Source organism: Nocardia yamanashiensis NBRC 100130 (assembly GCF_001613325.1).
Taxonomy (GTDB): domain Bacteria; phylum Actinomycetota; class Actinomycetes; order Mycobacteriales; family Mycobacteriaceae; genus Nocardia; species Nocardia yamanashiensis.
In genome coordinates, this window is record NZ_BDCD01000020.1 from 181395 (window position 1) to 204051 (window position 22657).

General features: G+C 67.7%; 24 protein-coding genes. 11 read left to right on the forward strand and 13 right to left on the reverse strand.

The features are described 5' to 3' along the window. Positions 1-2: 2 nt before the first annotated feature. Positions 3-629 (reverse strand): C40 family peptidase, encoded by a 627-nt coding sequence (locus tag NY1_RS23850; RefSeq protein WP_067717433.1) that lies wholly within the window; start codon positions 627-629, stop codon positions 3-5. Positions 630-1295: 666 nt separating this feature from the next. Between NY1_RS23850 and NY1_RS23855 the strand changes: the two genes are divergently transcribed. From NY1_RS23855 to NY1_RS23865, 3 genes are all read left to right on the forward strand, one after another. Next, a complete protein-coding gene (locus NY1_RS23855; protein ID WP_067717776.1) occupies positions 1296-3065 on the forward strand; it encodes a DEDD exonuclease domain-containing protein in 1770 nt (589 codons plus the stop codon). A gap of 185 nt (positions 3066-3250) precedes the next feature. Beyond that, positions 3251-3607, forward strand: coding sequence for a hypothetical protein (locus NY1_RS23860; protein ID WP_067717436.1), 357 nt, complete (start codon positions 3251-3253; stop codon positions 3605-3607). 27 nt (positions 3608-3634) lie between these two features. Next, positions 3635-4015, forward strand: coding sequence for a hypothetical protein (locus tag NY1_RS23865; RefSeq protein WP_067717438.1), 381 nt, complete (start codon positions 3635-3637; stop codon positions 4013-4015). Positions 4016-4133: 118 nt separating this feature from the next. Here NY1_RS23865 and NY1_RS23870 read toward each other — a convergent pair whose 3' ends face one another. Beyond that, the gene (locus NY1_RS23870) at positions 4134-4532 is read right to left on the reverse strand and encodes a hypothetical protein (RefSeq protein ID WP_067717444.1); all 399 of its coding nucleotides are present in this window, start codon (positions 4530-4532) and stop codon (positions 4134-4136) included. Between the two features lie 293 nt (positions 4533-4825). On the opposite strand from NY1_RS23870, the gene NY1_RS23875 reads away from it, so the two are divergent. From NY1_RS23875 to NY1_RS23885, 3 genes are all read left to right on the forward strand, one after another. After that, complete coding sequence (locus NY1_RS23875; RefSeq protein WP_233434449.1) at positions 4826-6034, forward strand: FAD-dependent monooxygenase; 1209 nt, start codon at positions 4826-4828, stop codon at positions 6032-6034. A 53-nt stretch (positions 6035-6087) separates the two neighbouring features. Further along, on the forward strand, positions 6088-7761 hold the full coding sequence (locus NY1_RS23880; RefSeq protein ID WP_067717447.1) for a methyltransferase: 1674 nt from the start codon (positions 6088-6090) through the stop codon (positions 7759-7761). 67 nt (positions 7762-7828) lie between these two features. Then, entirely contained in the window at positions 7829-8440 is a 612-nt protein-coding gene (locus NY1_RS23885; protein ID WP_067717781.1) for a class I SAM-dependent methyltransferase, read from the forward strand. Between the two features lie 73 nt (positions 8441-8513). Here the strand turns inward: NY1_RS23885 and qcrB are convergent, their stop codons facing one another. From qcrB to ctaE, 4 genes are all read right to left on the reverse strand, one after another. Then, positions 8514-10130 (reverse strand): cytochrome bc1 complex cytochrome b subunit, encoded by a 1617-nt coding sequence (gene qcrB / locus NY1_RS23890; RefSeq protein ID WP_067717449.1) that lies wholly within the window; start codon positions 10128-10130, stop codon positions 8514-8516. Continuing rightward, positions 10127-11275: a cytochrome bc1 complex Rieske iron-sulfur subunit gene (gene qcrA, locus NY1_RS23895; protein ID WP_067717784.1), complete on the reverse strand. Its 1149-nt coding sequence runs from the start codon at positions 11273-11275 to the stop codon at positions 10127-10129. The genes qcrB and qcrA overlap by 4 nt, the downstream gene beginning before the upstream one ends. Then, positions 11272-12135, reverse strand: a complete 864-nt coding sequence (gene qcrC, locus NY1_RS23900) for a cytochrome bc1 complex diheme cytochrome c subunit (protein ID WP_067717452.1) — start codon at positions 12133-12135, stop codon at positions 11272-11274. The genes qcrA and qcrC overlap by 4 nt, the downstream gene beginning before the upstream one ends. A gap of 93 nt (positions 12136-12228) precedes the next feature. Further along, positions 12229-12840: an aa3-type cytochrome oxidase subunit III gene (gene ctaE / locus NY1_RS23905; RefSeq protein WP_067717455.1), complete on the reverse strand. Its 612-nt coding sequence runs from the start codon at positions 12838-12840 to the stop codon at positions 12229-12231. Positions 12841-13016: 176 nt separating this feature from the next. Here ctaE and NY1_RS23910 point away from each other — a divergent pair, with 176 nt between their 5' ends. The 3 genes from NY1_RS23910 to NY1_RS23920 all read left to right on the forward strand — a co-directional run bounded on the left by NY1_RS23910 (position 13017) and on the right by NY1_RS23920 (position 14970). After that, entirely contained in the window at positions 13017-13433 is a 417-nt protein-coding gene (locus tag NY1_RS23910) for a hypothetical protein (RefSeq protein ID WP_067717457.1), read from the forward strand. A gap of 46 nt (positions 13434-13479) precedes the next feature. Further along, entirely contained in the window at positions 13480-14535 is a 1056-nt protein-coding gene (gene trpD, locus NY1_RS23915) for an anthranilate phosphoribosyltransferase (RefSeq protein WP_067717459.1), read from the forward strand. 87 nt (positions 14536-14622) lie between these two features. Further along, on the forward strand, positions 14623-14970 hold the full coding sequence (locus NY1_RS23920; protein WP_157762450.1) for a hypothetical protein: 348 nt from the start codon (positions 14623-14625) through the stop codon (positions 14968-14970). A gap of 4 nt (positions 14971-14974) precedes the next feature. Here NY1_RS23920 and NY1_RS23925 read toward each other — a convergent pair whose 3' ends face one another. Further along, complete coding sequence (locus tag NY1_RS23925) at positions 14975-15250, reverse strand: Lrp/AsnC family transcriptional regulator (protein WP_067717463.1); 276 nt, start codon at positions 15248-15250, stop codon at positions 14975-14977. Between the two features lie 164 nt (positions 15251-15414). On the opposite strand from NY1_RS23925, the gene NY1_RS23930 reads away from it, so the two are divergent. Next, positions 15415-16287 carry a YdcF family protein gene (locus NY1_RS23930; protein ID WP_233434450.1) on the forward strand — a complete coding sequence of 291 codons (873 nt, stop codon included), beginning with the start codon at positions 15415-15417 and terminating at the stop codon, positions 16285-16287. A 23-nt stretch (positions 16288-16310) separates the two neighbouring features. Here NY1_RS23930 and NY1_RS23935 read toward each other — a convergent pair whose 3' ends face one another. Then, the gene (locus NY1_RS23935; protein ID WP_067717468.1) at positions 16311-16949 is read right to left on the reverse strand and encodes a TetR/AcrR family transcriptional regulator; all 639 of its coding nucleotides are present in this window, start codon (positions 16947-16949) and stop codon (positions 16311-16313) included. Positions 16950-17013: 64 nt separating this feature from the next. On the opposite strand from NY1_RS23935, the gene NY1_RS23940 reads away from it, so the two are divergent. Continuing rightward, positions 17014-17472, forward strand: coding sequence for a VOC family protein (locus NY1_RS23940; protein WP_067717471.1), 459 nt, complete (start codon positions 17014-17016; stop codon positions 17470-17472). A 1-nt stretch (position 17473) separates the two neighbouring features. Here the strand turns inward: NY1_RS23940 and NY1_RS23945 are convergent, their stop codons facing one another. From NY1_RS23945 to NY1_RS23965, 5 genes are all read right to left on the reverse strand, one after another. Then, positions 17474-17926: a MaoC family dehydratase gene (locus NY1_RS23945; protein WP_067717473.1), complete on the reverse strand. Its 453-nt coding sequence runs from the start codon at positions 17924-17926 to the stop codon at positions 17474-17476. Then, positions 17923-19407: a long-chain-fatty-acid--CoA ligase gene (locus NY1_RS23950; protein WP_067717475.1), complete on the reverse strand. Its 1485-nt coding sequence runs from the start codon at positions 19405-19407 to the stop codon at positions 17923-17925. Before NY1_RS23950 ends, NY1_RS23945 begins: the two co-directional genes overlap by 4 nt. A gap of 23 nt (positions 19408-19430) precedes the next feature. Next, a complete protein-coding gene (locus NY1_RS23955) occupies positions 19431-20588 on the reverse strand; it encodes an acyl-CoA dehydrogenase family protein (protein ID WP_067717477.1) in 1158 nt (385 codons plus the stop codon). 71 nt (positions 20589-20659) lie between these two features. After that, positions 20660-21409 (reverse strand): SDR family NAD(P)-dependent oxidoreductase, encoded by a 750-nt coding sequence (locus NY1_RS23960; RefSeq protein WP_067717478.1) that lies wholly within the window; start codon positions 21407-21409, stop codon positions 20660-20662. Between the two features lie 26 nt (positions 21410-21435). After that, a complete protein-coding gene (locus tag NY1_RS23965; RefSeq protein ID WP_067717481.1) occupies positions 21436-22587 on the reverse strand; it encodes an acyl-CoA dehydrogenase family protein in 1152 nt (383 codons plus the stop codon). Between the last annotated feature and the right edge of the window lie 70 nt (positions 22588-22657).

Here is a 22657-nt window from a genome sequence, read left to right on the forward strand (position 1 = left end):
CCTCAGATGCGGCGCGCGCCCGCGAACGGCATGGACGAGATCGGCGCGACCTTGACCGGCTGGCCGGAGGTCGAGGCGTGCACCACATTGCCGTCGCCGACGTAGATGCCGGAGTGGCTGCCGCCGTAGAACGAGACCACGTCGCCGGGCTCGAGGGCATCCTCGGACACCGCGTAGCCGGCATTGAGCTGCTCGTAGCTGGTGCGCGGCAGGCTCACGCCGGCCTGCGCGTAGGACCACTGCACCAGGCCGGAGCAGTCGAAGGCGTTCGGGCCGGCGGCGCCGTACACGTACGGGGAGCCGACCTTGCTCAGCGCGGCGTTCACAGCCTCCGCGCGCGGGCTCGTCTGCGGAGCCGGGGCGGCGGGCGCGCCGGGGGTCTCGACGCCGGGGATGGCGGGGATGGTCACCGGAATCGATTCCGGCACACCGGGAATGCCGGCCGGCAGCTGGATCTGGTCCGGTACGTCGAAGGTGCCGACGCCGGGGATGGTCACCGGCTGGGCCGACGCGGGGGCGGCGGGCAGCAGCAGCGCGCTCAGCGTGGCAGCGCCGACGGCGCCGGCCGCGACAGCACGCTGCGCGCCGCGCTGCATGCCCCGGACCCGCTTGACGGTGTTGGTCGCCATGATGAGGTACTTCCAATCTGCCCCGCAGCGTCGCACCGGGTGGTGCGTCGGACTCCGCGAGGTCTCAGGAAGATTACGAGGACATAACGGTGGCTTGTAAAGCCGAGACGAACGCTCGGTGATCGGAAATAGTTACGCGCTCGTATTTCGGTGCGACAAACGTCACAGCAATCACGAAACGATAACGACGCCGGTTTTGCCGGGAGCTTCCCGGCGGCTACCCGCCGGTAGCCGACACGCCCGTGAAACGCGCTCGAGCTCGACGGATTCCGTATAACACCAGCTCAGCACCTAACCCCGCGACCTGGGCTGGACGGTTGACCTCGAGCGACACGCCCGACCGCGCGGGGAGCCAGCAGCACGCGGTCGGCACCGAGCCGAACCATCCGGCCGGTCCGCCCGAATTGATACACATCATGAATCAATGTGACCCTGACCACATTTCGGCATATTTCTGCAATTCGGAGTTCTCATCTCGAGTATCTCGATGCGATATCCAGACATTTCCCCCGGAAATCCCATGGCGCGCGACTCGATGGCACCACCGGCCTCGAGTCGCTGACCTGCGGCGGAGCCCAACAAGGTCAACGGCGGGGTCCGGGACGGCCGCGGCCGTCCCGCGCGACACGCGAATCTTGTCGGACCTCGCGCCTACGCTTGCTGTCCGTGTCCCAGCAGCTGGCCTTCGACGAACTCGAAACCCCGCTGTACGACACCACATTCGTGGTCGTCGACCTGGAAACCACCGGTACCAGCCCCGAAGGGGACGCCATCACCGAGATCGGGGCGGTGAAGGTGCGCGGCGGCGAGGTGCTCGGCGAGTTCGCCACCCTCATCAACCCCGGTTGCGCCATCCCGCCGCAGATCGTCCACATCACCGGCATCACCACCGCCATGGTCATGGACGCGCCCCGCATAGAAGAAGTACTGCCCGGTTTCCTGGAGTTCGCCAAAGGCGCGGTGCTGGTGGCCCACAACGCCCGCTTCGACACCGGCTTCCTGCGCGCCGCCGCGCACCGCCTCGAACTCCCGTGGCCCGCCTTCCAAGTGGTGTGCACGGTGCAGCTGGCCCGCCGCGTGCTGCCCAAGGACGAAGCGCCGTCGGCGAAGCTCTGGTTTCTCGCACAGCTGCTCGGCGCGGAAACCCGCCCCACGCACCGCGCCCTGGACGACGCCCGCGCCACCGTGGACGTGCTGCACGCCCTCATCGCCCGCGTCGGCAATCAGGGCGTGCACAGCCTCACCGAACTCCTCGACTATCTCCCCGAAGTCACGCGCCGCCAGCGCGCCAAACGCGTTCTCGCCACCGACCTCCCGGCCACCCCCGGCGTCTATCTCTTCCGCGGCCCCTCCGACGAAGTCCTCTATATAGGGACGGCCGTGAATCTGCGCCGCCGTGTCCGCAACTACTTCACCGGTTCCGACACTCGCCCTCGCATGCGCGAAATGGTCCAGCTGGCAACCCGAGTCGACCACGTCGAGTGCGCCCACGGCTTGGAGGCGGGCGTCCGCGAACTCCGGCTCCTGCTCGCCCACACCCCGCCCTACAACCGCCGCTCCAAATTCCCGCAGCGCGCCTGGTGGCTCACCCTCACCGACGAACCCTTCCCCCGTTTCACGGTCTCCCGCACCCCCACCCGAGATGCCCTGGGCCCCTTCAATTCCCGCACCGAAGCCCAGGAGATCTCGATCACCCTCGCCGAAACCGCCGGCCTGCGCACCTGCACCACCCGCATCCCCCGCACCGGCCGCCACGATTGCCAGCCAGCCATCGTCGGCGGTTGCCCCGCGGCCACTGAAAACAGCCCCCTATATATAAAGGAATACAGTCACGCCCCCGAAGCGATCCGCGCCCTCTTCACCGGCGCCGATGACGCGCTTCTCCACGCCATCAACGCGAAGCTCGAATCCCTGTCCGCCGCAGAGCATTTCGAAGCCGCCGCCCGCCTCCGAGACCGCACCGTCCCCATCGTCCGCGCCCTCCGCCGCACCCAGCGCCTGGCAGCCCTCGCCCGCATCCCCGAACTGATAGCCGCCCACCCCGACGGCGCCGGCGGCTGGCACTTCGCCGTAATCCGCCACGCCCGCCTAGCCGCCGCCGGCAACGCACCCCGCGGCACCGCCCCCATGCACATAGTCGACCACCTAGCCGCCTCCGCCGAAACCGTAATCCCCACCCGCCTGAACCCAACCGAAGCCGAACCACCCCTCGACGACACCGCATTAACACCGGCAGCCCACCCCCACGCCCCCTACCCACCCCTCCGCGGCGCCCTCCCCGAAGAAGCCGCCCTCCTCGCCCGCTGGCTCGAACAACCCGGCACCCGCATAGTCCGAACCACCGACGCCTACCACGAACCCCGCCTCGGCGCCGGCCCCTGGCTCACCTGGCTGGCCCGCGCCGAAGCCGCAGCCACCGACCCGGTCACCGACTGATCAGCCCGGAACCACGTTTGCCCGCACCGGCACCCGGCACTACCGTCGAGCCTGGCACGAATCCGACTCGAACGGGGGCAGCGATCAGCATCGGACCCGACTCCAGCCGCAGCCAACGGCTGACACTCGAAGGCAGAATCGGAGCAGCGCTGGGCCGGCTCGCACCCGAAAACGGTTGGGCGCAGGTGGAGCTGTATGCGGCGGTGACCGTGGATGACTACCGGCTACGGCTGACGACCGTGATGGATGACGGGACCACCACTATTTCCGACCCGGTCGCAGCCGACCCGGAGACGTGCGCCCAGATCATTGTGCTGCTCACACAATTACGACAAGCCACGTGTCTACAGGATGGTGGCACGTGGTACTCGATGCGCTTGTGGCTGGATACGCCCGAGACGGGTTTCACAGGAACCAATTTCACGTATTCGGCTGGGTACAACTTCCATCACAGGTCCGATCGGCATCCTCCGTCGACCGAGAAGCTCTTGCCGCGCGCCAATGCACTTGCCGCAGAAGGACAGACGGACGCCGCAGTCTAGGGCCGCCTGGCCGATGAGATCAGTGCGTTGCTCGTCGACACCTTGCCGCCCTGTTACAACATCCTCCATCTGAATTTCCACTCTGTCGGCAGCTATTTCGACTTCCGTTGCAGCACACTGAATCTGTTCAACGAACGACTCGCCTGGACTCCACCGGGCGAGTTGTTCGAGATGCTGGATCGGCTCAGAGTCGGCATGTACCGACCTGGGATAGGCACCTGGTTCAGCGCCAAGGTTCGGTTCACCTATCCGACTCGACTCGACATCGGCTTCGACTGGACCAGAGAGCCGCGCTGGGAAGGCATCCCTCCAGCAGTCGATGCGTATCAGGAAGAGCTCCAACGTTTCCCGCGCGATTCCGACGCGACGCCGGGATGGCCCGAACAACGAGCCCGTCTGCGCCACTGAGGGCCGACCAGGAGGGTGCTGACATGCTCTTCGAGTCTTCAGGATCGGTTATGGTCGAGGCGATTCGGGGTTCGGGCGGCGCGGCGCCGGGTGGGCGACGCGCCGCCGGCGGGCCGCATCAGGCGGCGTCGAGGGACTCGATGATTTTGCGGGCCATGGCATTTACGGCGGGGGTGGGCTGGCCTTTGGCGGTGGTGGCGGTTTCGACGGCTACCAGGATGGTGGTGCGGAAGTTGGCAGATTCGGTCGGGGACTGGGCGTTCAGGAGGTGGGTGGCGGAGGTCAGGGCGGGGAGGACGTGGTCGGCGAGTTCGGCTACGGACTTGCCGGGGAGGTGGATGTCGCGGGACTTGGTGGACAGGACGTGGCCGACGAGGCCGGTGGCGGAGGTGAGGGCGATGGTGGCTTGGGCGACGGACTTGTGGGGCGCGCCGGCGGCGGCGAGGAGGGAGACGGCGCCGTAGGCGGCGGTGCGGAGGGTGGAGGTGGCTTCGGCGGTGAGGGCGACGGTGGACATTTGTTGTGCTCCTTGGGTTTTGGTGGACCGGGGATCCGGTCGCTTTGTTCGATGTACACACTTTCGCCGGGCTCGCTGATATCGCGCTGACAGCGGGCTGACAGGTGTGCTGACACCCCGAAGGACGCGGTGCGTGGTTTGTCTTTTACGGGCGATTTGTCGGCATAAAGGCAGGTCCGCCACGCCGCCACACGGTTTGTGAAGCAATCCCGGGTTGGACTTGTCAAGGCCAGTAACATCTGCCGCCGAACACACTTCCGCGTCACCACTTTCCTTTCGGTTAGGACGGTTTCGTGAGCAACGTGGAGTCGATGGATCGCCGGGATGGCGAGATCGACACCGAGGTCGTCGTTTTGGGTGCGGGGCCGGCCGGGTTGGTGCTGGCGAACCTGCTCCGGGCGGCGGGGATCGAGTGCGCAGTGGTGGAGCGGCAGTCTCGCCATTGGATCGAGAACCGCGCTCGAGCAGGGTTTTTGGCGCCCGACGCGGTGCGGGTACTGCGTACGCACGGGCTGGCCGAGGGGCTGCTTCGGCGCGGTCGCGAGCATGATGTGTGCGAATTCCGGGGGCCCGACGGCGGGTTCGAATTGCGTTATGGGCGAAGGGGTTCGCGCCGGGTACATACGGTGTACCCACAGCAGGCGCTGGTTTCCGATTTGGTCGCAGAATTTCTGCGGCACGGTGGCACAGTGCATTTCGAGACCGCGGCCGAACACGTCGGCGGGCTGGAGAGCGAGCGGCCGTGGGTGCTGGTTCGTGACCGCGACGGGCGGGAGCGGAGGATAACCGGGCGGTATGTGGCGGGCTGCGATGGCGGGCGCGGGGTGGGGGCCGCCGCGGTTCCGGGGTCACGGGCGGTGCGCGATCACGGGATCACCTGGCTGGCATTGCTGGTGCAAGCGCCGCCGAGTTCGCCGAATGTGCTGTACGGCGTCCACCCCGACGGCTTCGCGGGGCAGATGCCGCGCACCCCCGAAATCACCCGCTACTACCTGCAATGCGATCCGGCCGATACGCCCGAGGACTGGGATGACGCGCGCGTATGGGCCGCGTTGAACCAGCGCCTGGACAGCGCGAGGCACGGACCGCTCACGCAGGGCCCGATCATCGAGCGCGGGCTGGTGCGTCTGCGTTCGGAGATCCGCGATCAGCTGCGATACGGCGCCCTGCTGCTCGCCGGAGACGCCGCCACCGCGATCAGCCCATCGGCAGCCAAGGGCGCAAACCTCGCGATCCTGGGCGCCGAACTCCTGTCACGGGCACTCACCAGCGCGGTGCGGTACGGCGACCTCGACGGCCTCGACCGATATACGGCCGACTACACGCCGATAATCGAACGTGCCCAAGAGTTCTCGCACTGGATGATCGACCTGCTGCATCCCCCGGCCGCCGGCGATCCGCATGCCGACTATCAACGCGTACTGCGTCGTTCCCGCCTGCGCGACCTGGCGACCTCCCGGGCGCATCAGGACTTCTTCGCCGACAACTACGTCGGACTCTGAACTCCCTGTCCCACAACTGAACAACCTATTTCGCCATCCCCTCAGGAGGACGCGTGACCCCCGCGCTGGCAGCGCCTGCCGAGCTCGATTCGTTCGATCTCCACCAGTTGGACGCCGCGGCGAGATTCGCCACGACCTACGACACCGAGGCCGTGCTGAACGCCATGCTGCCCGGTCTGACCGCGGGCGAGCGGGCCGCGATCGTGGCCCGGTGCCGCTTCGCGCACACCGCTGTACTGGTGTTCCCGCCGGATCCGGAGACCCTCGTTGCCGCCTTGGCGCAGCGCGGGATGACCGCCGGGCCGGCCACGCCGTCCATGGTGGTGCGGGCGCGGCTGGCTACCCGTTACGGGAGATCAGCGGACAGACTGGATGTTCGGATCGTCCGGGTCGCGCTACCCAGCCCGGACGGCGATCCGCGCCTGCTGGAGATCTTCGCGCTGATCGGTGATCAGACCGAGATCGCGGCCGCCGAACGCGCCGCCGGGAACGAATCGCATCTGGCGCTGGAGGTCGAGAGCACCGACCCGGTCGAATTGACCGGACTGCGCACCCTGCTGTTGCGTCGCGGCCGCATGCACGCCGACGGCGGCGGATACAACAGCCACGAGAACGCGACCGTCCTCTACTTCCGCACCACCGCCACGGACCGCCCCTACCGCCGCCTGGAATTGCATGTGGCAGGCAGGCATTCGCCGATCCTGACCGCGCACTGCCATGCCTCGCACGACGCACCCACCCGCCTGCTCCGCCTGATGACCGGCGCGTGGGCGACCCAGGCGCTCGCCGTCACCGCGACCCTCGGCGTCGCCGACCGATTGGCCGCCGCCCCGGGCGCTTCGGTCGCCTACCTGGCCGAACTGACCGCCACCGACCCGGACAGCCTGGCCCGATTGCTTCGCTACCTCGCCGAACTCGATATCGTGCGGCCGCGCGGGGACGGATACGAGCTCACCGATTCCGGGGCGCTGCTCTCGAGCGCCGCCGCCCAATCGTTGCAGCCCTTGGCGCAGTTGTACGGCGGAGCGTTCTACGAATCCTTCGCCCATCTCGATCACGCGGTGCGGACGGGCACAGCCGGATTCGACCATCATTTCGGCCGGCACCATTTCGAGTACTTCTCCGGAACACCCTCCGGCGCCGAACTTTTCGACAATGCCATGGCCGCCAGCGCCGCCATCTTCGGCCAGGTCGGCGAACTGATCGAACTCACCGGCGCCGAGACCATCGTCGATATCGCAGGCGGCAACGGCACTTTGCTGGCCGCCCTGCTCCGTACCGCGCCACAGGCGAAAGGCGTTCTGCTGGAACGCGCCTCCGCTTTGATCACCGCGCGCACCGCACTCGAGCAAGCAGGCTGTCTGCACCAATGCCATTTACTGGAAGGCGATTTCACGTCCGAGGTCCCGGGCGGCGGCGACATCTACCTACTGTCCCGCGTCCTGCACGACTGGGACGACGCACGCTGCCGCACCATCCTGTCCCGCTGCGCCGCCGCCATGCCCGCTCACTCCCGCCTCTACATCATCGAACGCCTCCTCCCCGATACCGATCTGCCCTCCCTCGCACCCGCCTGGGACATCCACATGCTCTGCAATGTCGGCGGCCGCGAACGCACCCTGGCCCATTACGCCGAGCTGGCAGCCGACGCCGGCTTGACCATCGGCCGAACGCACACCCTGCCTTTGGATTTCGCCCTGATCGAGGTGCTGCCGGACAAAGCCTGACACCGCTCCCGCCCCGGCTCCGGCCGGGGCGGTCCCCACACCGATCATCTCGGCCACAATGGACCCCATGCACGTCCCGGACGCCGAGCGCTGGAACCACAACATCCACTACCACCGCCTGCTCGCGGACGCCCTCCCCGCAGGCGGCGCCGTCCTCGACATCGGTTGCGGCGAAGGCATGCTGGCCCGCCGCCTGCACGCCGAAGGCCACCGGGTCACCGGCATAGACCTGGACGCACACGGCATAGACCTGGCCCGCGCCCAATCCCCCGACGGCGAAATCACCTACCTCCAAGCCGATTTCCTAACCCACCCCTTCACCCCCGATTCCTTCGACGGCATAGTCTCGGTCGCCACCCTCCACCACATGGACGCCCCCACCGCCCTGACCCGCATCCGCGACCTCCTACGCCCCGGCGGCACCCTCGCCATCCTCGGCATGGCCCGCCCCGACCTCCCCCGCGACCTCCCCCTCGAAGCCGCCACCCTCCTGGCCAGCACCTGGCACCGCATCATCCGCACCCAATGGACCCACCCCTCCCCCGTAGCCTGGCCCCCACCCGAAACCTATTCCCAAATGCGAACCCTCGCCGAATCCCACCTCCCCGGCGCCCACTACCGCCGCCTCCTCCTCTGGCGCTACGCCCTCACCTGGACCAAGCCGAGCTGCAGGCCTTGAATGGAAGGGCCCGGAAAACGGGGAAGGCCCCGAGTCTGATTCGACTCGGGGCCTTCCCTTTTCAACGACCGGATCAGTGGCTGCTCTTGCCACCGGACGGCTGCTGCGCCTCGAGGGCTTCGAGCATGGCGTGCTCTTCCTCGTGGGCGAGCTCGACGTTCTTCTCCTGCTGCGCCGGGGGGTCGGCGAAGAGGAAGGAACCGGTGCCGGGCTTGCCGGCGGAGCCGAGCTTGGACATCTTCTTGGGCACCGGGGCGCCCTGGTATTCCAGCGGGATGGCGTGGCCGTGCGAGTCCACGCCGCCCAGGGGCTGGTGGATTTCGATGTACTCGCCGTGCGGGAGCCGCTTGATCACACCGGTTTCGACGCCGTGCTCGAGCACCGCGCGGTCCGAGCGCTGCAGGCCGATGCAGAAGCGGTAGGCCACGAAGTAGGCGAGCGGCGGGGCGACCAGCAGGGCGATGCGGAAGAACCAGGTCGTCGCGTTCAGCGAGATCGAGAACTTCAGCGAGATGATGTCGTTGACACAGGCCAGCGTCAGCACCAGGTAGAACGCGATGGCCATGGCGCCGATGGCGGTGCGGACCGGCACGTCGCGCGGACGCTGGAGCAGGTTGTGGCGGGCGGTGTCGCCGGTGAGGCGCTTCTCGATCCACGGGTAGGCCACCAGCACGGTGAACACCAGACCCATGATCAACGCGACCCAGAACGGCGCCGGGACCGTGTAGCGGCCCAGGTACAGCTCCCACGGCGGCATGAGACGCGCCATGCCGTCGGTCCACATCATGTAGAAGTCGGGCTGCGAACCCGCGGAGACCTGAGACGGGTTGTAGGGACCCAGGTTCCAGATCGGGTTGATCTGCAGCACGCCGCCCATGATGGCGACCACGCCGAGGGTGAAGGCGAAGAACGCACCCTGGTCGGCGGCGAACACCGGGACGATGCGGGCGCCGACGACGTTCTTCTCGGTGCGGCCCGGTCCGGGGAACTGCGTGTGCTTCTGGTACCAGACCAGCGCCACGTGGGCGGCGATCAGGGCCAGGATGATGCCCGGCAGCAGCAGCACGTGCGCGATGTACAGACGCGGGATGATGATGTGGCCCGGGAAGTCACCGGCGAAGATCAGCCAGTGCAGCCAGGTGCCCACCACCGGCACGCCGATGGTGATGCCCGAGAAGGCCGCGCGCAGACCGGTACCCGAGAGCAGGTCGTCCGGCAGCGAGTAACCGAAGAAGCCTTCGAACATCGCCAGGATGAGCAGCAGCGAGCCGATCACCCAGTTCGCCTCACGCGGCTTGCGGAACGCGCCGGTGAAGAAGATGCGGAACAGGTGGATGATGATCGACGCCGCGAACAGCAGCGCCGCCCAGTGGTGCACCTGGCGCACGAACAGACCGCCGCGCACCTCGAAGGAGATGTCGAGCGCGGTCTCGTAGGCCCGCGACATGGTGACACCGCGCAACGGCTGGTAAGCGCCGTTGTAGACGGTCTCCGACATGGACGGGTCGAAGTACAGCGTCAGGTACACACCCGACAGCAGCAGGATGATGAACGCGTACAGCGCGATCTCACCCAGCAGGAACGACCAGTGGGTCGGGAAGACCTTGTTGATCGAGCGCTTGGCGAACGCGGCCAGGTGGTAGCGCTCGTCCATTTCGTTCGCCTGGACGGCGGCTTTGCTCGGGCTCATGAACGACGCTCCCAGAAGGCCGGGCCGAGGGCTTCGACGAAGTCGTGGACGGCCACCAGGTAGCCCTCGGCATTGACGGTGATCGGCAGCTGCGGCAGCGCGCGGGCGGCGGGACCGAAGACCGGCTTACCCCATTCGGTCGCGGAGAACTGCGACTGGTGGCAGGGGCACAGGATCCGGTTGGTCTGCTGCTCGAACAGCGAGGTGGGGCAGCCGAGGTGGGTGCAGATCTTCGAGTAGGCGAAGTAGTCGCCGTAGTTGAAGCTCTCCTGGCCCTTGCGCTTGATGGCGTGCTCGGCGTCCTTGGTGCGCAAGCGGATCAGCATGACCGCGTTGCGGATACCGCGCAGCGACTCCAGGGTCGCGTGCTCGTTACCGCGCCATTCTTCCTTCCAGGGGAAGACGGTTTCCATGGCGCCGGCGTCCAGGTCCTCCGGGCGCACCAGGACGACGTCCTCGGGGCGGCCGGTGTCGCGACGCAGGTAGATGGTCTGGCCCTCGTAGTCGGGGGTCCAGCCGGAGACCCACAGCGGCGACTTGTCGCCCTTGGCCCACGGGTTCTTGATCATGCCGCCGGCGAAGACGAACAGCGCGCCGATGCCGAACATGCCCGCGCCCAGGCCCGCGGTGCGGGTGATGAGCTTGCGGCGGCCCAGGGTCGAGGTCTCGGCGGCGTCCTGCAGCTGAGCGACCAGGGTGCGCCGGTTGACCTCGGAGGATGCGCCGTCGTGGCGATCCTGCACGGAGATCTCGGCGGGGATGAAGTGCTTGCGGATGAGCACCACGGCGATGCCGATGGCCAGGATGGAGATACCCAGCGTCAGGCCGTACAGCGGAGTGGTCCACGTGTAGGCGGCATTGCCTTCGTCGTTGCGGCCCTTGTACTCCCAGGGCCAGAACAGGTAGACGCCGATGAGCGCCGCACCCGCGAGCGCGGAGATGGCGAACCACAGCGCGACCTTGCGCTCGGCGCGCTTCTCGGCCTTGGTGCCGGGCACCGGCCAGCGCGGGGCGCGGTAGGCGACGTCGACGCCGTCCAGCTCGGTACCGAGCTTGACCAGCTCGTCGCGCGACATGGCGTCGAGCTGCTCATCGGTGGGTTCGGTGGGGTTGGCCCCCATGCTGTTTCGCTCCTGTTCGCTCATGACCGGGATCCGATCCACATCGCGGAACCGACCAGGGCCACGATGCCGATCAGCCACATGGCGAGACCTTCGGTGGCGGGACCGAAGCCACCCAGGCCCCAGCCGCCCTCGGACTTGGTCTCCATACGGTCCTTGATGTACGCGACGATGTCCTTCTTCTCCTCCGGCGTCAGCTGCCGGTCGGAGAACTTCGGCATGTTCTGCGGGCCGGTCAGCATCGCGAGGTAGATCTGCTGCTCGGAGGCTTCCTCCAGCGGCGGCGCGTACTTGCCGGAGGACAGCGCGCCGCCCTTGCCGGTGAAGTTGTGGCAGGAGGCGCAGTTCATGCGGAACAGCTCGCCACCGCGGCCGAGGTCGGCGCCTTCGATGATCGACTCCTGGGCGATCTCGCCGTTGGCGTCGCGCAGCACGGTCGGGCCGCCACCGTTGGCCTGGATGTAGGCACCCAGGGCGTCGGTCTGGCGGGCATCGAACTTCGGGGGCTTGCGCTCGATCTGAGCCTCGTTGCGCGCGGCCGGCATACGGCCGGAGGAGACCTGGAAGTAGACGGCGGCCTCACCGACGCCGATCAGGCTGGGGCCGCGATCCTGGACACCCTGCAGGTTGACACCGTGGCAGGTGACACAGGAGGTGTCGTAGATCTGCTTGCCCTCGCGGATCAGCGCGGACTGGTCCTCGTGCGCGGTTGCGACCTGCGCCTGCGGGGTCAGGGCCGCGGCCGCGAAGCCGGCTCCGACGAGGCCCATCAGAAGAACCAGACCGCCGGCCAGCTTGCGCCGCATACGACGCTGCTTCCGGGTCTTGGTGGCCTCGCCGTTCCCTTCGCTGGGATCTGGCGCTGACGGGGGAGATGAACTCATCTGTGTCCCTTTGGAGTAGACGGAACCGACTTGTACAAAAAGTGTTGGTGCCGACGGCGGGGGCTGGCTGCCGTCGAAGCGCTTCGCCCGGGGTTAGCGGACGAAGTAGATCGTGGCGAAGAGCCCGATCCAGACGATGTCGACGAAGTGCCAGTAGTAGGACACGACGATGGCCGCGGTGGCCTGCGCCGGGGTGAACTTACTGAGCGTGGTGCGGATCAGCAGGAACACGAACGCGATGAGACCGCCGATCACGTGCAGGCCGTGGAAGCCGGTGGTGATGTAGAACACCGAGCCGTACACGGAGCTGGAGATCGAGGTGCCCTCGGCGACCAGGTGGTAGTACTCGTAGCCCTGGCCACCGACGAAGAACGCACCCATGATCAGCGTGATCAGGTACCAGCGACGCAGACCGAAGACGTCGCCCTTCTCCGCCGCGAACACGCCCATCTGGCAGGTGAAGGACGAAGCGACCAGGACGGCGGTCACCGGCACGGCGAGCTTCAGGTTCAGCTCGGTCGGCTCCGGCGGCCAGTTCCCGTGGGCCTGAGCGCGGGCGACAAAGTACATGGCGAACAGGCCGGCGAAGAACATCAGCTCGCTCGACAGCCAGATGATGGTACCGACGCTGACCATGTTGGGCCGGTTCAGCGAATGCACACGCTGGGTAATGGCCGATCCTGGGGTCCCTACTGCGGTCGTCACGCCGGTAAGTATGACTTGTCGTAGTACGACAGGAGTAGGCGGGTACGAAACTTTGTCGTACGTGTCGGAAACCGCAGGGCGAGCGGGTCTCTCAGGGACCGCTCGGCGTGTCACGGAGCAGCCTAGATTGCCCAGGTAAGAGGAACCTGAGCCGGATTTCGAGGGAGTGTGGGTCGATGGCGTGGTGGCGCGGACTGTTCAAGCGCGGCGGGACAACGGAACTGGATGCCCGGCGCCCGGATCTGGTCGTGGTGGCGTCGAGTTTCGATGACGCGGAAGCGTGTTCGGCCGCCTTGGGGAAGGCCCTGAACTGGACTCCGGACCAACCGGTCGTTCTCCGGCATCACCTGCGCATACCCACGGTGCGGGTGAATGAGGTACAGATCATCGCCGGGCAGCTCGGCTATGACACCGGGTCGGTCGACGAGTCGGATCCGGCCAAGCTGGTGCTGCAGCGCGTGCAGGTGCTCGATGCCCTGCACTGTTCGCAGGAGCGCTCCCGGATGGCCGCCATCGCCCAGCGGCACGAGGGCGACGTGCTCGGCTGGGACGCCCTGCAACCGGCGGGTCGCGAACCAGGCGTAAAGAATTAGGCCCGTCGCACTAGGCTTGCGGCAACAACACCCGGAAGGCAGAGCAATGAGCGCGCGCAGCTGGCGAGAAATCCTCGGCATCCTCACCGACGGCAATGATCTGTCCGAGGACGAGGCCGCGTGGGCCATGAACGAGATCTTCACCGACAGCGCCACCTCCGCGCAGATCGCGGCGTTCGGCGTGGCCATGAAGATGAAGGGCCCGACGCCCGCCGAACTGGGCGGTCTGGCTTCCGGCATGCTCTCGCACGCGCGCCGCGTGCACGTCGAAACTCCGGCCGTGGACATCGTCGGCACCGGCGGCGACCGCTCCGGCACCGTGAACATCTCCACCATGTCCTCGATCGTGGTGGCCGCCACCGGGATTCCCGTGGTCAAGCACGGCAATCGCGCGGCTTCCTCCAAGAGCGGCGGCGCGGATGTGCTGGAAGCGCTGGGCGTGAAGATCGCCCTCGGCCCGGAATCGGTGGCCGAATGCGTGCGCCGGGTCGGCATCGGCTTCTGTTTCGCGCCCGTCTTCCATCCCTCGCTGCGCTTCGCCAGCCAGGCGCGCGGTGAGATCGGCATTCCCACCGTCTTCAATATCCTCGGGCCACTGACCAATCCGGCCCAGCCGGGCGCGGGGCTGATCGGCTGCGCCTTCCCGGATCTACTGCCGGTGATCGCGGGCGCGTTCGCCGAGCGCGGGGCATCGGCGCTGGTGGTGCGGGGTAACGACGGCTTGGACGAGATCACCACCGCGGATACCACCGATGCCTGGGTGGTGGTGGGCGGCGAGCGCTCCGAAACCACCATCGACCCAACGCGACTCGGCATCGAGCGGGTGGCGCCGGAGGCCCTCAAGGGCGGCGACGCCTCCCTCAATGCGGTGATCGCCCGGAATATGCTGGCCGGCGACCGCGGGCCGGTCCGCGATGCGGTGCTGCTGAATTCGGCCGCCGCCGTGGTGGCCTACGAACTGCCCGGCGCCGACCCCGCCGCCGATATTCACGACAAGCTGGCCGCGGCGCTGGAGCGGGTGGCCGCGGCCATCGACACCGGTGCGGCCGCGGCGCTGCTGGAGCGCTGGGTCGAGGTCACCAACAAGCTCGGCGACAACTGAGCGATGGGCGGCGACGCACCGGCCGGATTCCGGCCAGGTGTGTTGTTCCGCCCTGAAAAGCCTGGTAGCGGGCTACAGTTCGGCCTTATGCGAGCCGTCTTGTGGAAGCCCGGACTACGCGCCGGACTGATGGTGACCGGTGTGGTCGCGGCGGCGGCATTGCTGATCGCCGGGGTCCCCGCCGGGGCCCAGAGTTCGACGCATCCGGTCCGCCAGGCCGCCGAGGGCGGGACCGTGGTGGTGGACGGCGAGGACTATCCGGATCCGACCGGGTGCATGACGGTGCGCAAGGTGCCCCGGCGCCTGTCGGTCACCAACAACACCGGCAAGGCGGTCCGGGTGTATCTGCTGCCCGGTTGCAAGGGCGGCGTCACCAATGTGGTGGACCCGGGGCACAGCGCCAATCCACTCGGGGCCTCGTTCCAGCCGGAGTAACCGTCTATTCGCCGATGGAGAAACCGGCTTCCACGTCGGCGCGCGAGTAGGACTTGAACGCGATGTGGGTGTCGGTGCGAATCACGCCGGGGGTCTTGTTGATCCGTCCGGTCACCACCTCGGCGATCTGTTCGTGGTCGCGCACCCGGACCTTGGCGATCAGGTCGACGTCGCCCGCGCACGAGAAGACCTCGGCCACGCCGTCGATATCGGCCACCGCCTGCGCGGTCTCCGGGATGGCGGCGGACTCGGCGTGAATCAGGACGATGGCAGTAATCATGGGGCCAACTCTAGGGGATCGGCCCGGGTCGCCGGTGTCCGGCCAGCGGGACGATTCGGATCTTGATTTTGTGAAATCACGTACCTGACGGGCCGTTTCACGCCATCATTGACCGAAATGTGAACCGGCTAGTGGTCACAATGTTGACTGCCCAGGGGGTCGCGATGTTCGCACAGCTCCGTTCATCCAAATCCGTCCGTCACCGCGCGTCCGCTTCGGCGCCGCGCACCCTCGCACTCGCCTCCCGGTCGGGCGTCTCGGGCCGGCATCGCCGGCGCGCGGCGGCCCGCATCAACCTGCCGAGCCTGCGCCCGGACTGGCAGAGCCTGCGCGCCGAGTGGCAGCTGCCCACCTGGCAGTGGCGGTCGGGCGCGGGACGCCATCGCAAGTCGGAGCCGAACTGGTTCCGGATCTATGCCGCCCGCGTGCTCGCCACCGGCGCCGCGGTCACCATGATCGGCACCGCCGCGGCCGTGCCCGCGCACGCCGACACCCAGCCCGACGCGGTCTCCGGCGTCACCAATGACGTGCTCGCGACCATCAATTCGTTCACCACGTTCACCCTCCCAGGCCTGGATCTGCCCGCCCTGTTCTCCCCCGACACCGCGATCGTGGTGCTCGGCTACGGGCTCCAGGAAGACGGCGAGATGCGTCCCGAGCTCGTCAACCGCCTGCACGCGGGCTATGTCTCGGCCCTGCTCTCCCCCACCGCCCCGGTGATCGTCACCGGCGGCAATCCGCAGGCCGGCGTCACCGAGGCGCAGGCCATGGCCGACTGGCTGATCGAGCGCGGCATCGCCGCCTCCCGCATCTTCACCGAGACCAAGGCCAATTCCACCGTCCAGAACGCCGCCTTCTCCGCGGAGTTGATGAACGCCATCGGCGCGCACGCCGCGCTCCTCATCACCTCCGCGGACCATATCGGCCGCGCCCTCAACAACTTCCGCGCCGCCGGTATCGCCGTGGTCGCGACGATGACCCCCGACCGCACGCCCCTGAACGCCGAACCCTTCGGCCCGGGCGTCGTCAACTGGTAGCCGCCTATCCCTGGCCCCGTCGGTCAGAGAACTTGAGCGATCAAACTGTCCCGCAACCAGTTTCGGTAGCGATCGGCAGACCAGGCGCGGCGGCGGCGTAGCAGCCGGAAGATGTGCGGGGAGCCGAGCGCGAACAGGATGTCGGCGGCGGTCTCGGGGTCGAGTCCCGCACGCAGGCTGCCGCGCTCGGCGAGCTTGCCGGTGCAGGTGAGCCACAGGGCGCGGGTGGCGTTCGCGCCCGCTTCGTCACCCGCGCGCATGGCGGGGTCGGCAGCGGCCGCGTCCACGCCCACCATGATGAGATCGCCTGCGCGCTCGAACAATTCGGCGGTGTAGCCGGTCAGGCCGGTCAGGGCGGCGCGCGGGTCGGGGTCGTCGAGGGCGGCCAGGACTTCGGGACGGTCGGCTACGGCGATCGGTTCCTCGTCACCGACCGTGGCCACGTTCAAGGTGTGCTGGAAGAGATCCAGTTTGGTGGGGAACGCGTCGTAGAGGGTGCGTTCGCCCACCCCGGCACGCTTCGCCACCTCGCGCAACGGCGTTGCCACATACCCCTTTTCGACGAACAGCTCGGTCGCCGCCCGGCGGATGGCGGCGCGGGTCGCCGCGGCGGTCTCGGCGCGTTTGGCGGCGCGATACGGCCTCTTGACGGCGTCGGTCATGGAGAGGATTCTATCAATATCCGCCGCAGTGCCACTGCGGTGAAATCAGGAGAAGGTGATCCCGATGCCCGAAGTCGCCGGCATTCATCACGTCAAGCTCCCGGTCACCGATATGCCGCGGTCGGTGCGCTGGTATCGCGAGGTCTTCGATTTCCGCCCGGAGTACGAGTTCCGCGATGCCGACGGCTCGGTGGGCGGGGTCGCGGGCTCGGTGCCCGGGCTCGGCCCGACCGAGCTGTGCCTGCGGGTGAACGAGGTCGCGGCGCGCGGCTGCAAGGGTTTCGACCCGGTGAGCTTCGCCGCCCGGGACCGTGCGGACCTCGCGGGGTGGGCCGCACGGCTGGACGAGCTGGGCATCGCGCATTCGCCGATCATCGAGGCGTCCATCGGCTGGCTGCTGGTGTTCAACGACCCGGACGGCCTGGAACTGCACCTCTACACCTGGGCCGCGCACGGCATCGACCAGTCGGGCCGGGCCGGCTACGGAACGCCCATCGCCGACGCGGACTCCTGGCAGCCGTGACTCAGGCCAGGTAGCGGGCGATGCTCTCGGCCACGCAGGCCGGTTTCGCCTCGCCCTCGATCTCGACGGTGACGGTGCGGACGGCTTGCACGCCGCCGGGGATGTCGGTGACGGAATCGAGGGTGAAGCGGGCCCGAATGCGCGAGTCCACCTTCACCGGGGTGATGAAGCGAACCTTGTTGAGCCCGTAGTTGATCGCCATGCTCGCGCAGCTGAAGGTCATCACCTGCGCGGTCAGCGGCACCACCAGCGACAGCGTCAGGAACCCGTGCGCGATGGTGCGCCCGTACGGCCCCGCCGCCGCCCGCTCGGCGTCCACGTGAATCCACTGATGGTCGTCGGTGGCATCGGCGAAGGTGTCGATGCGCTTCTGGTCCACCGTGATCCAGTCGCTGACGCCGATCTCGGTGCCCGCCGCCGCCCGCAGCTGATCGAAGCTCTCGAAGTCGATCATGAGTACCGCTCCTTCAATTCTCGCTTGAGGACCTTGTGCGTCGGGCCGAGCGGCAGCTCGGTGACGAACTCGACGCGGCGCGGGTACTTGTACCGTGCCACATGCTCTTTCGCGAAGTCGACGACTTCCTCGGCGCCGAGCGGACCCGACGGCACCACCACCGCCAGGATCTCCTCGCCGTAGTTCTCGTCCGGTACGCCGATCACCGCCACCTGGGCGATGTTCGGATGCCGCAGCAGCGCCGCCTCGACCTCGGTCGGGTACACGTTGAACCCGCCGCGAATGATCATTTCCTTGATCCGGTCGACGATCCGCAGATACCCGGCGGCATCCTTGCTGCCGAGGTCGCCGGTGCGGAACCAGCCGTCGGTCATGACTTCGGCGGTGGCTTCGGGTTTTCCGGTGTAGCCGCCGAACACATTGTGCCCGCGCACCACCACCTCGCCGACGGTGTCCACCGGCAGCAGTGCGATGGCGTCACGCACCGCCGGATCGGCGATCTCGACATCCACGCCCCACACCGGATGGCCCACCGTGCCCGCCTTGGGGCCGAGCTCCGGCTGGTTCACCGAGGCGGTCGGCGAGGTCTCGGACAGGCCGTAGCCTTCCAGGATGTACGCGCCGTAGACGCGCTCGAACTCTTCCAGCACCGACGGCGGCAGCGCCGCGCCGCCGCTGATACACAACTTCAGCTTGGGCAACGTCTCGGCCGTACGAGCGGCTTCCAGCAGCCCGAGGTACATGGTCGGGACGCCGTGGAAGGTGTTGACCCCTTCGGCGTTCATCAGCCGGATCGCTTCCGCCGCATCGAATCTCGGCAGCAGCACCAGCGTCGCCCCGACCCGCCAGTGCGAGTTCATGGAGACGGTCTGGCCGAACACGTGGAACAGCGGCAGCGCCCCCAGCGCGATATCGTCGCGATGCACTTCATTGGCGTCGAAGGCGTTCACGGTGGCGCACATGACCATATTGAGATGGCTCAGCTCCGCGCCCTTGGGCCGCCCGGTGGTGCCGCTGGTGTAGAACACCACCGCGGTGTCGAGCGGTCCGCGCGTGACGAACGCCGGAATCGGTTCCGCCGTCAGCTCTTTCGGGTTCACGCACGGAATCCCCACGCGCGCCGCCGCTTCCGTTCCGACCGCGGTCACCATCTCATGGCAGACCAGCAGTTTCGCCCCGCTGTCGCGCAGCACGTATTCGGCTTCGTCGGCGGTGAGCAGCAGATGCACCGGCACCACGGTCGCGCCCGCCGCCAGGATCGCGAAGTAGGCGCGCGGGAAGTCGGCGGTATTGGGTCCCATGAGCGCGACCCGATCCCCGGGCCGCACCCCGAGTTCGATGAGCGCCGCGGCCTGTTCGCGCGCCTGCCGCCACAGCTGCGCGAAGGTGATCCGTTGCGCCCCTTCGATGAGCGCGAGGTGGTCGGGCCGCCGGCGCGCCGGTTCGGCGAGAATGCTGGCCAGGGAGAGAGTCGCGGTCATGAGAACTCCTTCGTTCCGAGCGCCTAGAGGCCCATGTCCTTGGCGATGATCATCTTCATCACCTCGTTGGTGCCGCCGTAGATGCGATTGACCCGGTTGTCGGCGTACAGGCGGGCGATCGGGTACTCGTTGATGAACCCGTAGCCGCCGTGCAGCTGCAGGCAGCGGTCGATGACGCGGGCGGCGACCTCGGAGCAGAACAGCTTGGCCGAGGCGGCGTCGGCGGGGGTCAGCGTGCCGGCGTCCAGGGCCTCCAGGGCGCGGTCCACCACGGCTTCGGCGGCGTCCGTCTCGGCCTGGCAGGCGGCGAGCTCGAACTTGGAGTTCTGGAAGGACGCGACCGGCTGCCCGAACACATTGCGCTGCTGGGTGTATTCCTTGGCGAACCGGATGGCCGCCTTGGCCTGCGCGTACGCGCCGACCGCGATGGACAGCCGCTCCTGCGGCAGGTTCTGGCCCAGGTAGGAGAAGCCCTTGTGCTCCTCGCCGAGCAGGTCCGCGACCGGCACCTTCACGTCGGTGAAGTTGAGTTCGGCGGTATCGGAGGTCTTGAGGCCGAGCTTGTCGAGCTTGCGGCCGACGGTGTACCCCGGGGACTTGGTGTCCACCACGAACAGCGAGATGCCGTGGCGGCGATCGCTTTCCGACGGTGCGGCGGTGCGGGCGCACACGATGACGCGGTCGGCGTGCACGCCGCCGGTGATGAAGGTCTTGGACCCGTTCAGCACGTAGTGCGTGCCGTCCTCGGAAAGCTTTGCGGTGGTGCGCATTCCGGCCAGGTCGGAGCCGGTGCCGGGTTCGGTCATGGCGATGGCGAACATGATCTCGCCCGCCGCGAAGCCGGGCAGCCAGCGCTGCTTCTGTTCCTGGGTGGCCAGGTGCTTGATGTAGGGCAGGCAGAGCCCGACGTGCACGCCGGAGCCGCCGAAGGACACGCCCGCGCGGGCGGTCTCCTCCAGCAGAATGGCCTGGAACTTGAAGGACTCGATGCCCGCGCCGCCGAACTCCTCCGGCACCTCGATGCCGAAGACGCCGAGTTCGGCCAGCTTGTAATAGAACTCGCGCGGCACGATGCCCGCCGCGTACCACTCGTCGTAGACGGGGGCGACTTCCGCTTCGATGAACGCGCGCACCGTCTTGCGGAAGGCATCGTGGTCGGCGTCGAAAACTGTTCTCTGCATGGGTGAACCAACTCTCAGTGCGCCCGCGCGCCGATCTGACGGCGCGCGGGGTGGGTCATGGACCGCAGGCGTCAGAGCCGGCGTCCGCCGTCGACGTAGATGGTCTGGCCGGTCACGAACGACGCGTCATCGGAGACCAGGAACGAGACAACGTTCGCGATGTCCTCCGGCTTGCCGACCCGGCGCAGCGGGGTGATCTTGGCGGCTTCCTCACGGAACTGCTCCGGGGTCGCACCCACGCGAGCGGCCGTCGCATCGGTCATCTCGGTGACGATGAACCCCGGCGCAACCGCGTTCACATTGATCCCGAACGGCCCCAATTCCATTGCGAGCGTGCGGGTCAGCCCCTGAATCCCCATCTTGGCGGCGCTGTAGTTGGCCTGCCCGCGCGCACCCAGCGCCGACACGCTGGAGGTGTTCACGATCTTGCCCGACTTCTGCTTCACCATGTGCCGCTGCGCCGCCCGCGAGCACAGGAACGCGCCCTTGAGATGCACGCCCATCACGATGTCCCAGTCCTCGACCGACATCTTGAACAGCAGGTTGTCGCGCAGTACGCCCGCGTTGTTGACCAGTACGTCGAGCGAACCCAGCTGCGCCACCACCCCGTCGACGGCCGCGTCCACCTGGGCCTCGTCGGTCACATTGCAGGCCACCGCGATCGCCTTGCCGCCGTCGGCCTCGATCTTGGCCACCGCGTCCGCGCAAGCGGCCGGGTCCAGATCGGCGATGGCGACGGTGAACCCGTCGGCGGCCAGCCGGGCGGCGGTGGCCGCGCCGATCCCGCGCGCCGCACCGGTCACGAAGGCAACTTTCGACATTCGATTCTCCTTGTCCGAGAGGGGTTTCAGAGGAAGGCGTTGACGCCGGTGAGGGCGCGGCCGATGAGCAGTTTCTGGATCTGGCTGGTGCCCTCGTACAGGGTCAGCACGCGCGCGTCGCGCAGGTATTTGGCGGCCGGGAACTCGTCGATGTACCCGTACCCGCCGAAGACCTGAATGGCATTGTTGGCGGCCTTGACCGCCGCTTCGCTCGCGAACAGCTTCGCCACCGAGGCTTCGGTGCCGAACGGTTTGCCGCGCTCCACCAGATCGGCCACCCGCCAGGTGAGCAGCCGCGCCGCCTCCACATCGACGGCGATATCGGCGAGCAGTTCCTGAACCAGCTGGTAGGAGGCGATGGGCTTGCCGAACTGCTCGCGCTCCTGAGCGTATTTCACCGCGGCTTCCAGGCAGCCCCTGGCGACGCCGACGCAGCCGGCCGCGACGCCCATGCGGCCCTTGTCCAGCGCGGCCATGGCGATCTTGAAGCCCTGGCCCTCGGCGCCCAGCCGGGCGCTGTCGGGGACGCGGACGTTGTCCAGCACGAGTTCGGCGGTCGCCTGTCCGCGCAGCCCGAGCTTGCCCTTGATCTCGGTGCGGGTGAAGCCGGGTGCGTCGGTGGGGACCAGGTAGGCGGTGACGCCCTTCGGTCCCGGCCCGCCGCTGCGCGCGAACACGATCGCGACATCGGCCCAGGTGCCGTTGGTGATGAAGATCTTGGTGCCGGAGAGCAGCCAATCATCGCCGTCCCGAACGGCTTTGGCGGTCAGATTGCCCGCGTCGGATCCGGTGCCGGGTTCGGTCAGCGCGAAGCAGCCCAGCGCCTCGCCGGCGCACAGCCGGGGCAGCCACTGCCGCTTCTGTTCCTCGGTGCCGTAGGTCTTGATCGACTTGCCGACCAGTCCCAGCGAGACCGAGACGATGCCGCGCACCGAGGAGTCGCCGCGCCCGAGCTCTTCCAGCAGCAGGCAGTAGTCGGTGGCGGTGCCGCCCGAACCGCCGTACTCCTCGGGGATCTCGATGCCGAGGAACCCCATCTCCCCCAGCTTGCCGACGATGGCGGTATCCACCGATTCGGCCCGATCCCATGCCGCGGCGAACGGAACCACCTCTTTGTCCACCCAGGCGCGCGCGAGGTCGCGCAGCTCGCGCTGGGATTCGCCGAGTTCGAAGTCCATGAGCGAATGCTCCTTAACCAAACGTTGTTAGGTTTATGTGACCCACGCTATCCTAACGCTGTTCGGTTTA

Excerpts from the sequence above, each read along its gene's own strand:
- NY1_RS23955 (WP_067717477.1), bottom strand. The coding sequence starts at position 20,588 with ATGCAGAGAACAGTTTTCGACGCCGACCACGATGCCTTCCGCAAGACG.
- qcrB (WP_067717449.1), bottom strand. The coding sequence starts at position 10,130 with ATGAGCCCGAGCAAAGCCGCCGTCCAGGCGAACGAAATGGACGAGCGC.
- NY1_RS23920 (WP_157762450.1), top strand. The coding sequence starts at position 14,623 with ATGCGAGCCGTCTTGTGGAAGCCCGGACTACGCGCCGGACTGATGGTG.
- NY1_RS23960 (WP_067717478.1), bottom strand. The coding sequence starts at position 21,409 with ATGTCGAAAGTTGCCTTCGTGACCGGTGCGGCGCGCGGGATCGGCGCG.
- NY1_RS23950 (WP_067717475.1), bottom strand. The coding sequence starts at position 19,407 with ATGACCGCGACTCTCTCCCTGGCCAGCATTCTCGCCGAACCGGCGCGC.
- NY1_RS23965 (WP_067717481.1), bottom strand. The coding sequence starts at position 22,587 with ATGGACTTCGAACTCGGCGAATCCCAGCGCGAGCTGCGCGACCTCGCG.
- NY1_RS23930 (WP_233434450.1), top strand. The coding sequence starts at position 15,415 with ATGTTCGCACAGCTCCGTTCATCCAAATCCGTCCGTCACCGCGCGTCC.
- qcrC (WP_067717452.1), bottom strand. The coding sequence starts at position 12,135 with ATGAGTTCATCTCCCCCGTCAGCGCCAGATCCCAGCGAAGGGAACGGC.
- NY1_RS23870 (WP_067717444.1), bottom strand. The coding sequence starts at position 4,532 with ATGTCCACCGTCGCCCTCACCGCCGAAGCCACCTCCACCCTCCGCACC.
- NY1_RS23850 (WP_067717433.1), bottom strand. The coding sequence starts at position 629 with ATGGCGACCAACACCGTCAAGCGGGTCCGGGGCATGCAGCGCGGCGCG.
- NY1_RS23935 (WP_067717468.1), bottom strand. The coding sequence starts at position 16,949 with ATGACCGACGCCGTCAAGAGGCCGTATCGCGCCGCCAAACGCGCCGAG.
- trpD (WP_067717459.1), top strand. The coding sequence starts at position 13,480 with ATGAGCGCGCGCAGCTGGCGAGAAATCCTCGGCATCCTCACCGACGGC.
- NY1_RS23940 (WP_067717471.1), top strand. The coding sequence starts at position 17,014 with ATGCCCGAAGTCGCCGGCATTCATCACGTCAAGCTCCCGGTCACCGAT.
- NY1_RS23945 (WP_067717473.1), bottom strand. The coding sequence starts at position 17,926 with ATGATCGACTTCGAGAGCTTCGATCAGCTGCGGGCGGCGGCGGGCACC.
- qcrA (WP_067717784.1), bottom strand. The coding sequence starts at position 11,275 with ATGAGCGAACAGGAGCGAAACAGCATGGGGGCCAACCCCACCGAACCC.
- NY1_RS23910 (WP_067717457.1), top strand. The coding sequence starts at position 13,017 with ATGGCGTGGTGGCGCGGACTGTTCAAGCGCGGCGGGACAACGGAACTG.
- NY1_RS23885 (WP_067717781.1), top strand. The coding sequence starts at position 7,829 with ATGCACGTCCCGGACGCCGAGCGCTGGAACCACAACATCCACTACCAC.
- NY1_RS23925 (WP_067717463.1), bottom strand. The coding sequence starts at position 15,250 with ATGATTACTGCCATCGTCCTGATTCACGCCGAGTCCGCCGCCATCCCG.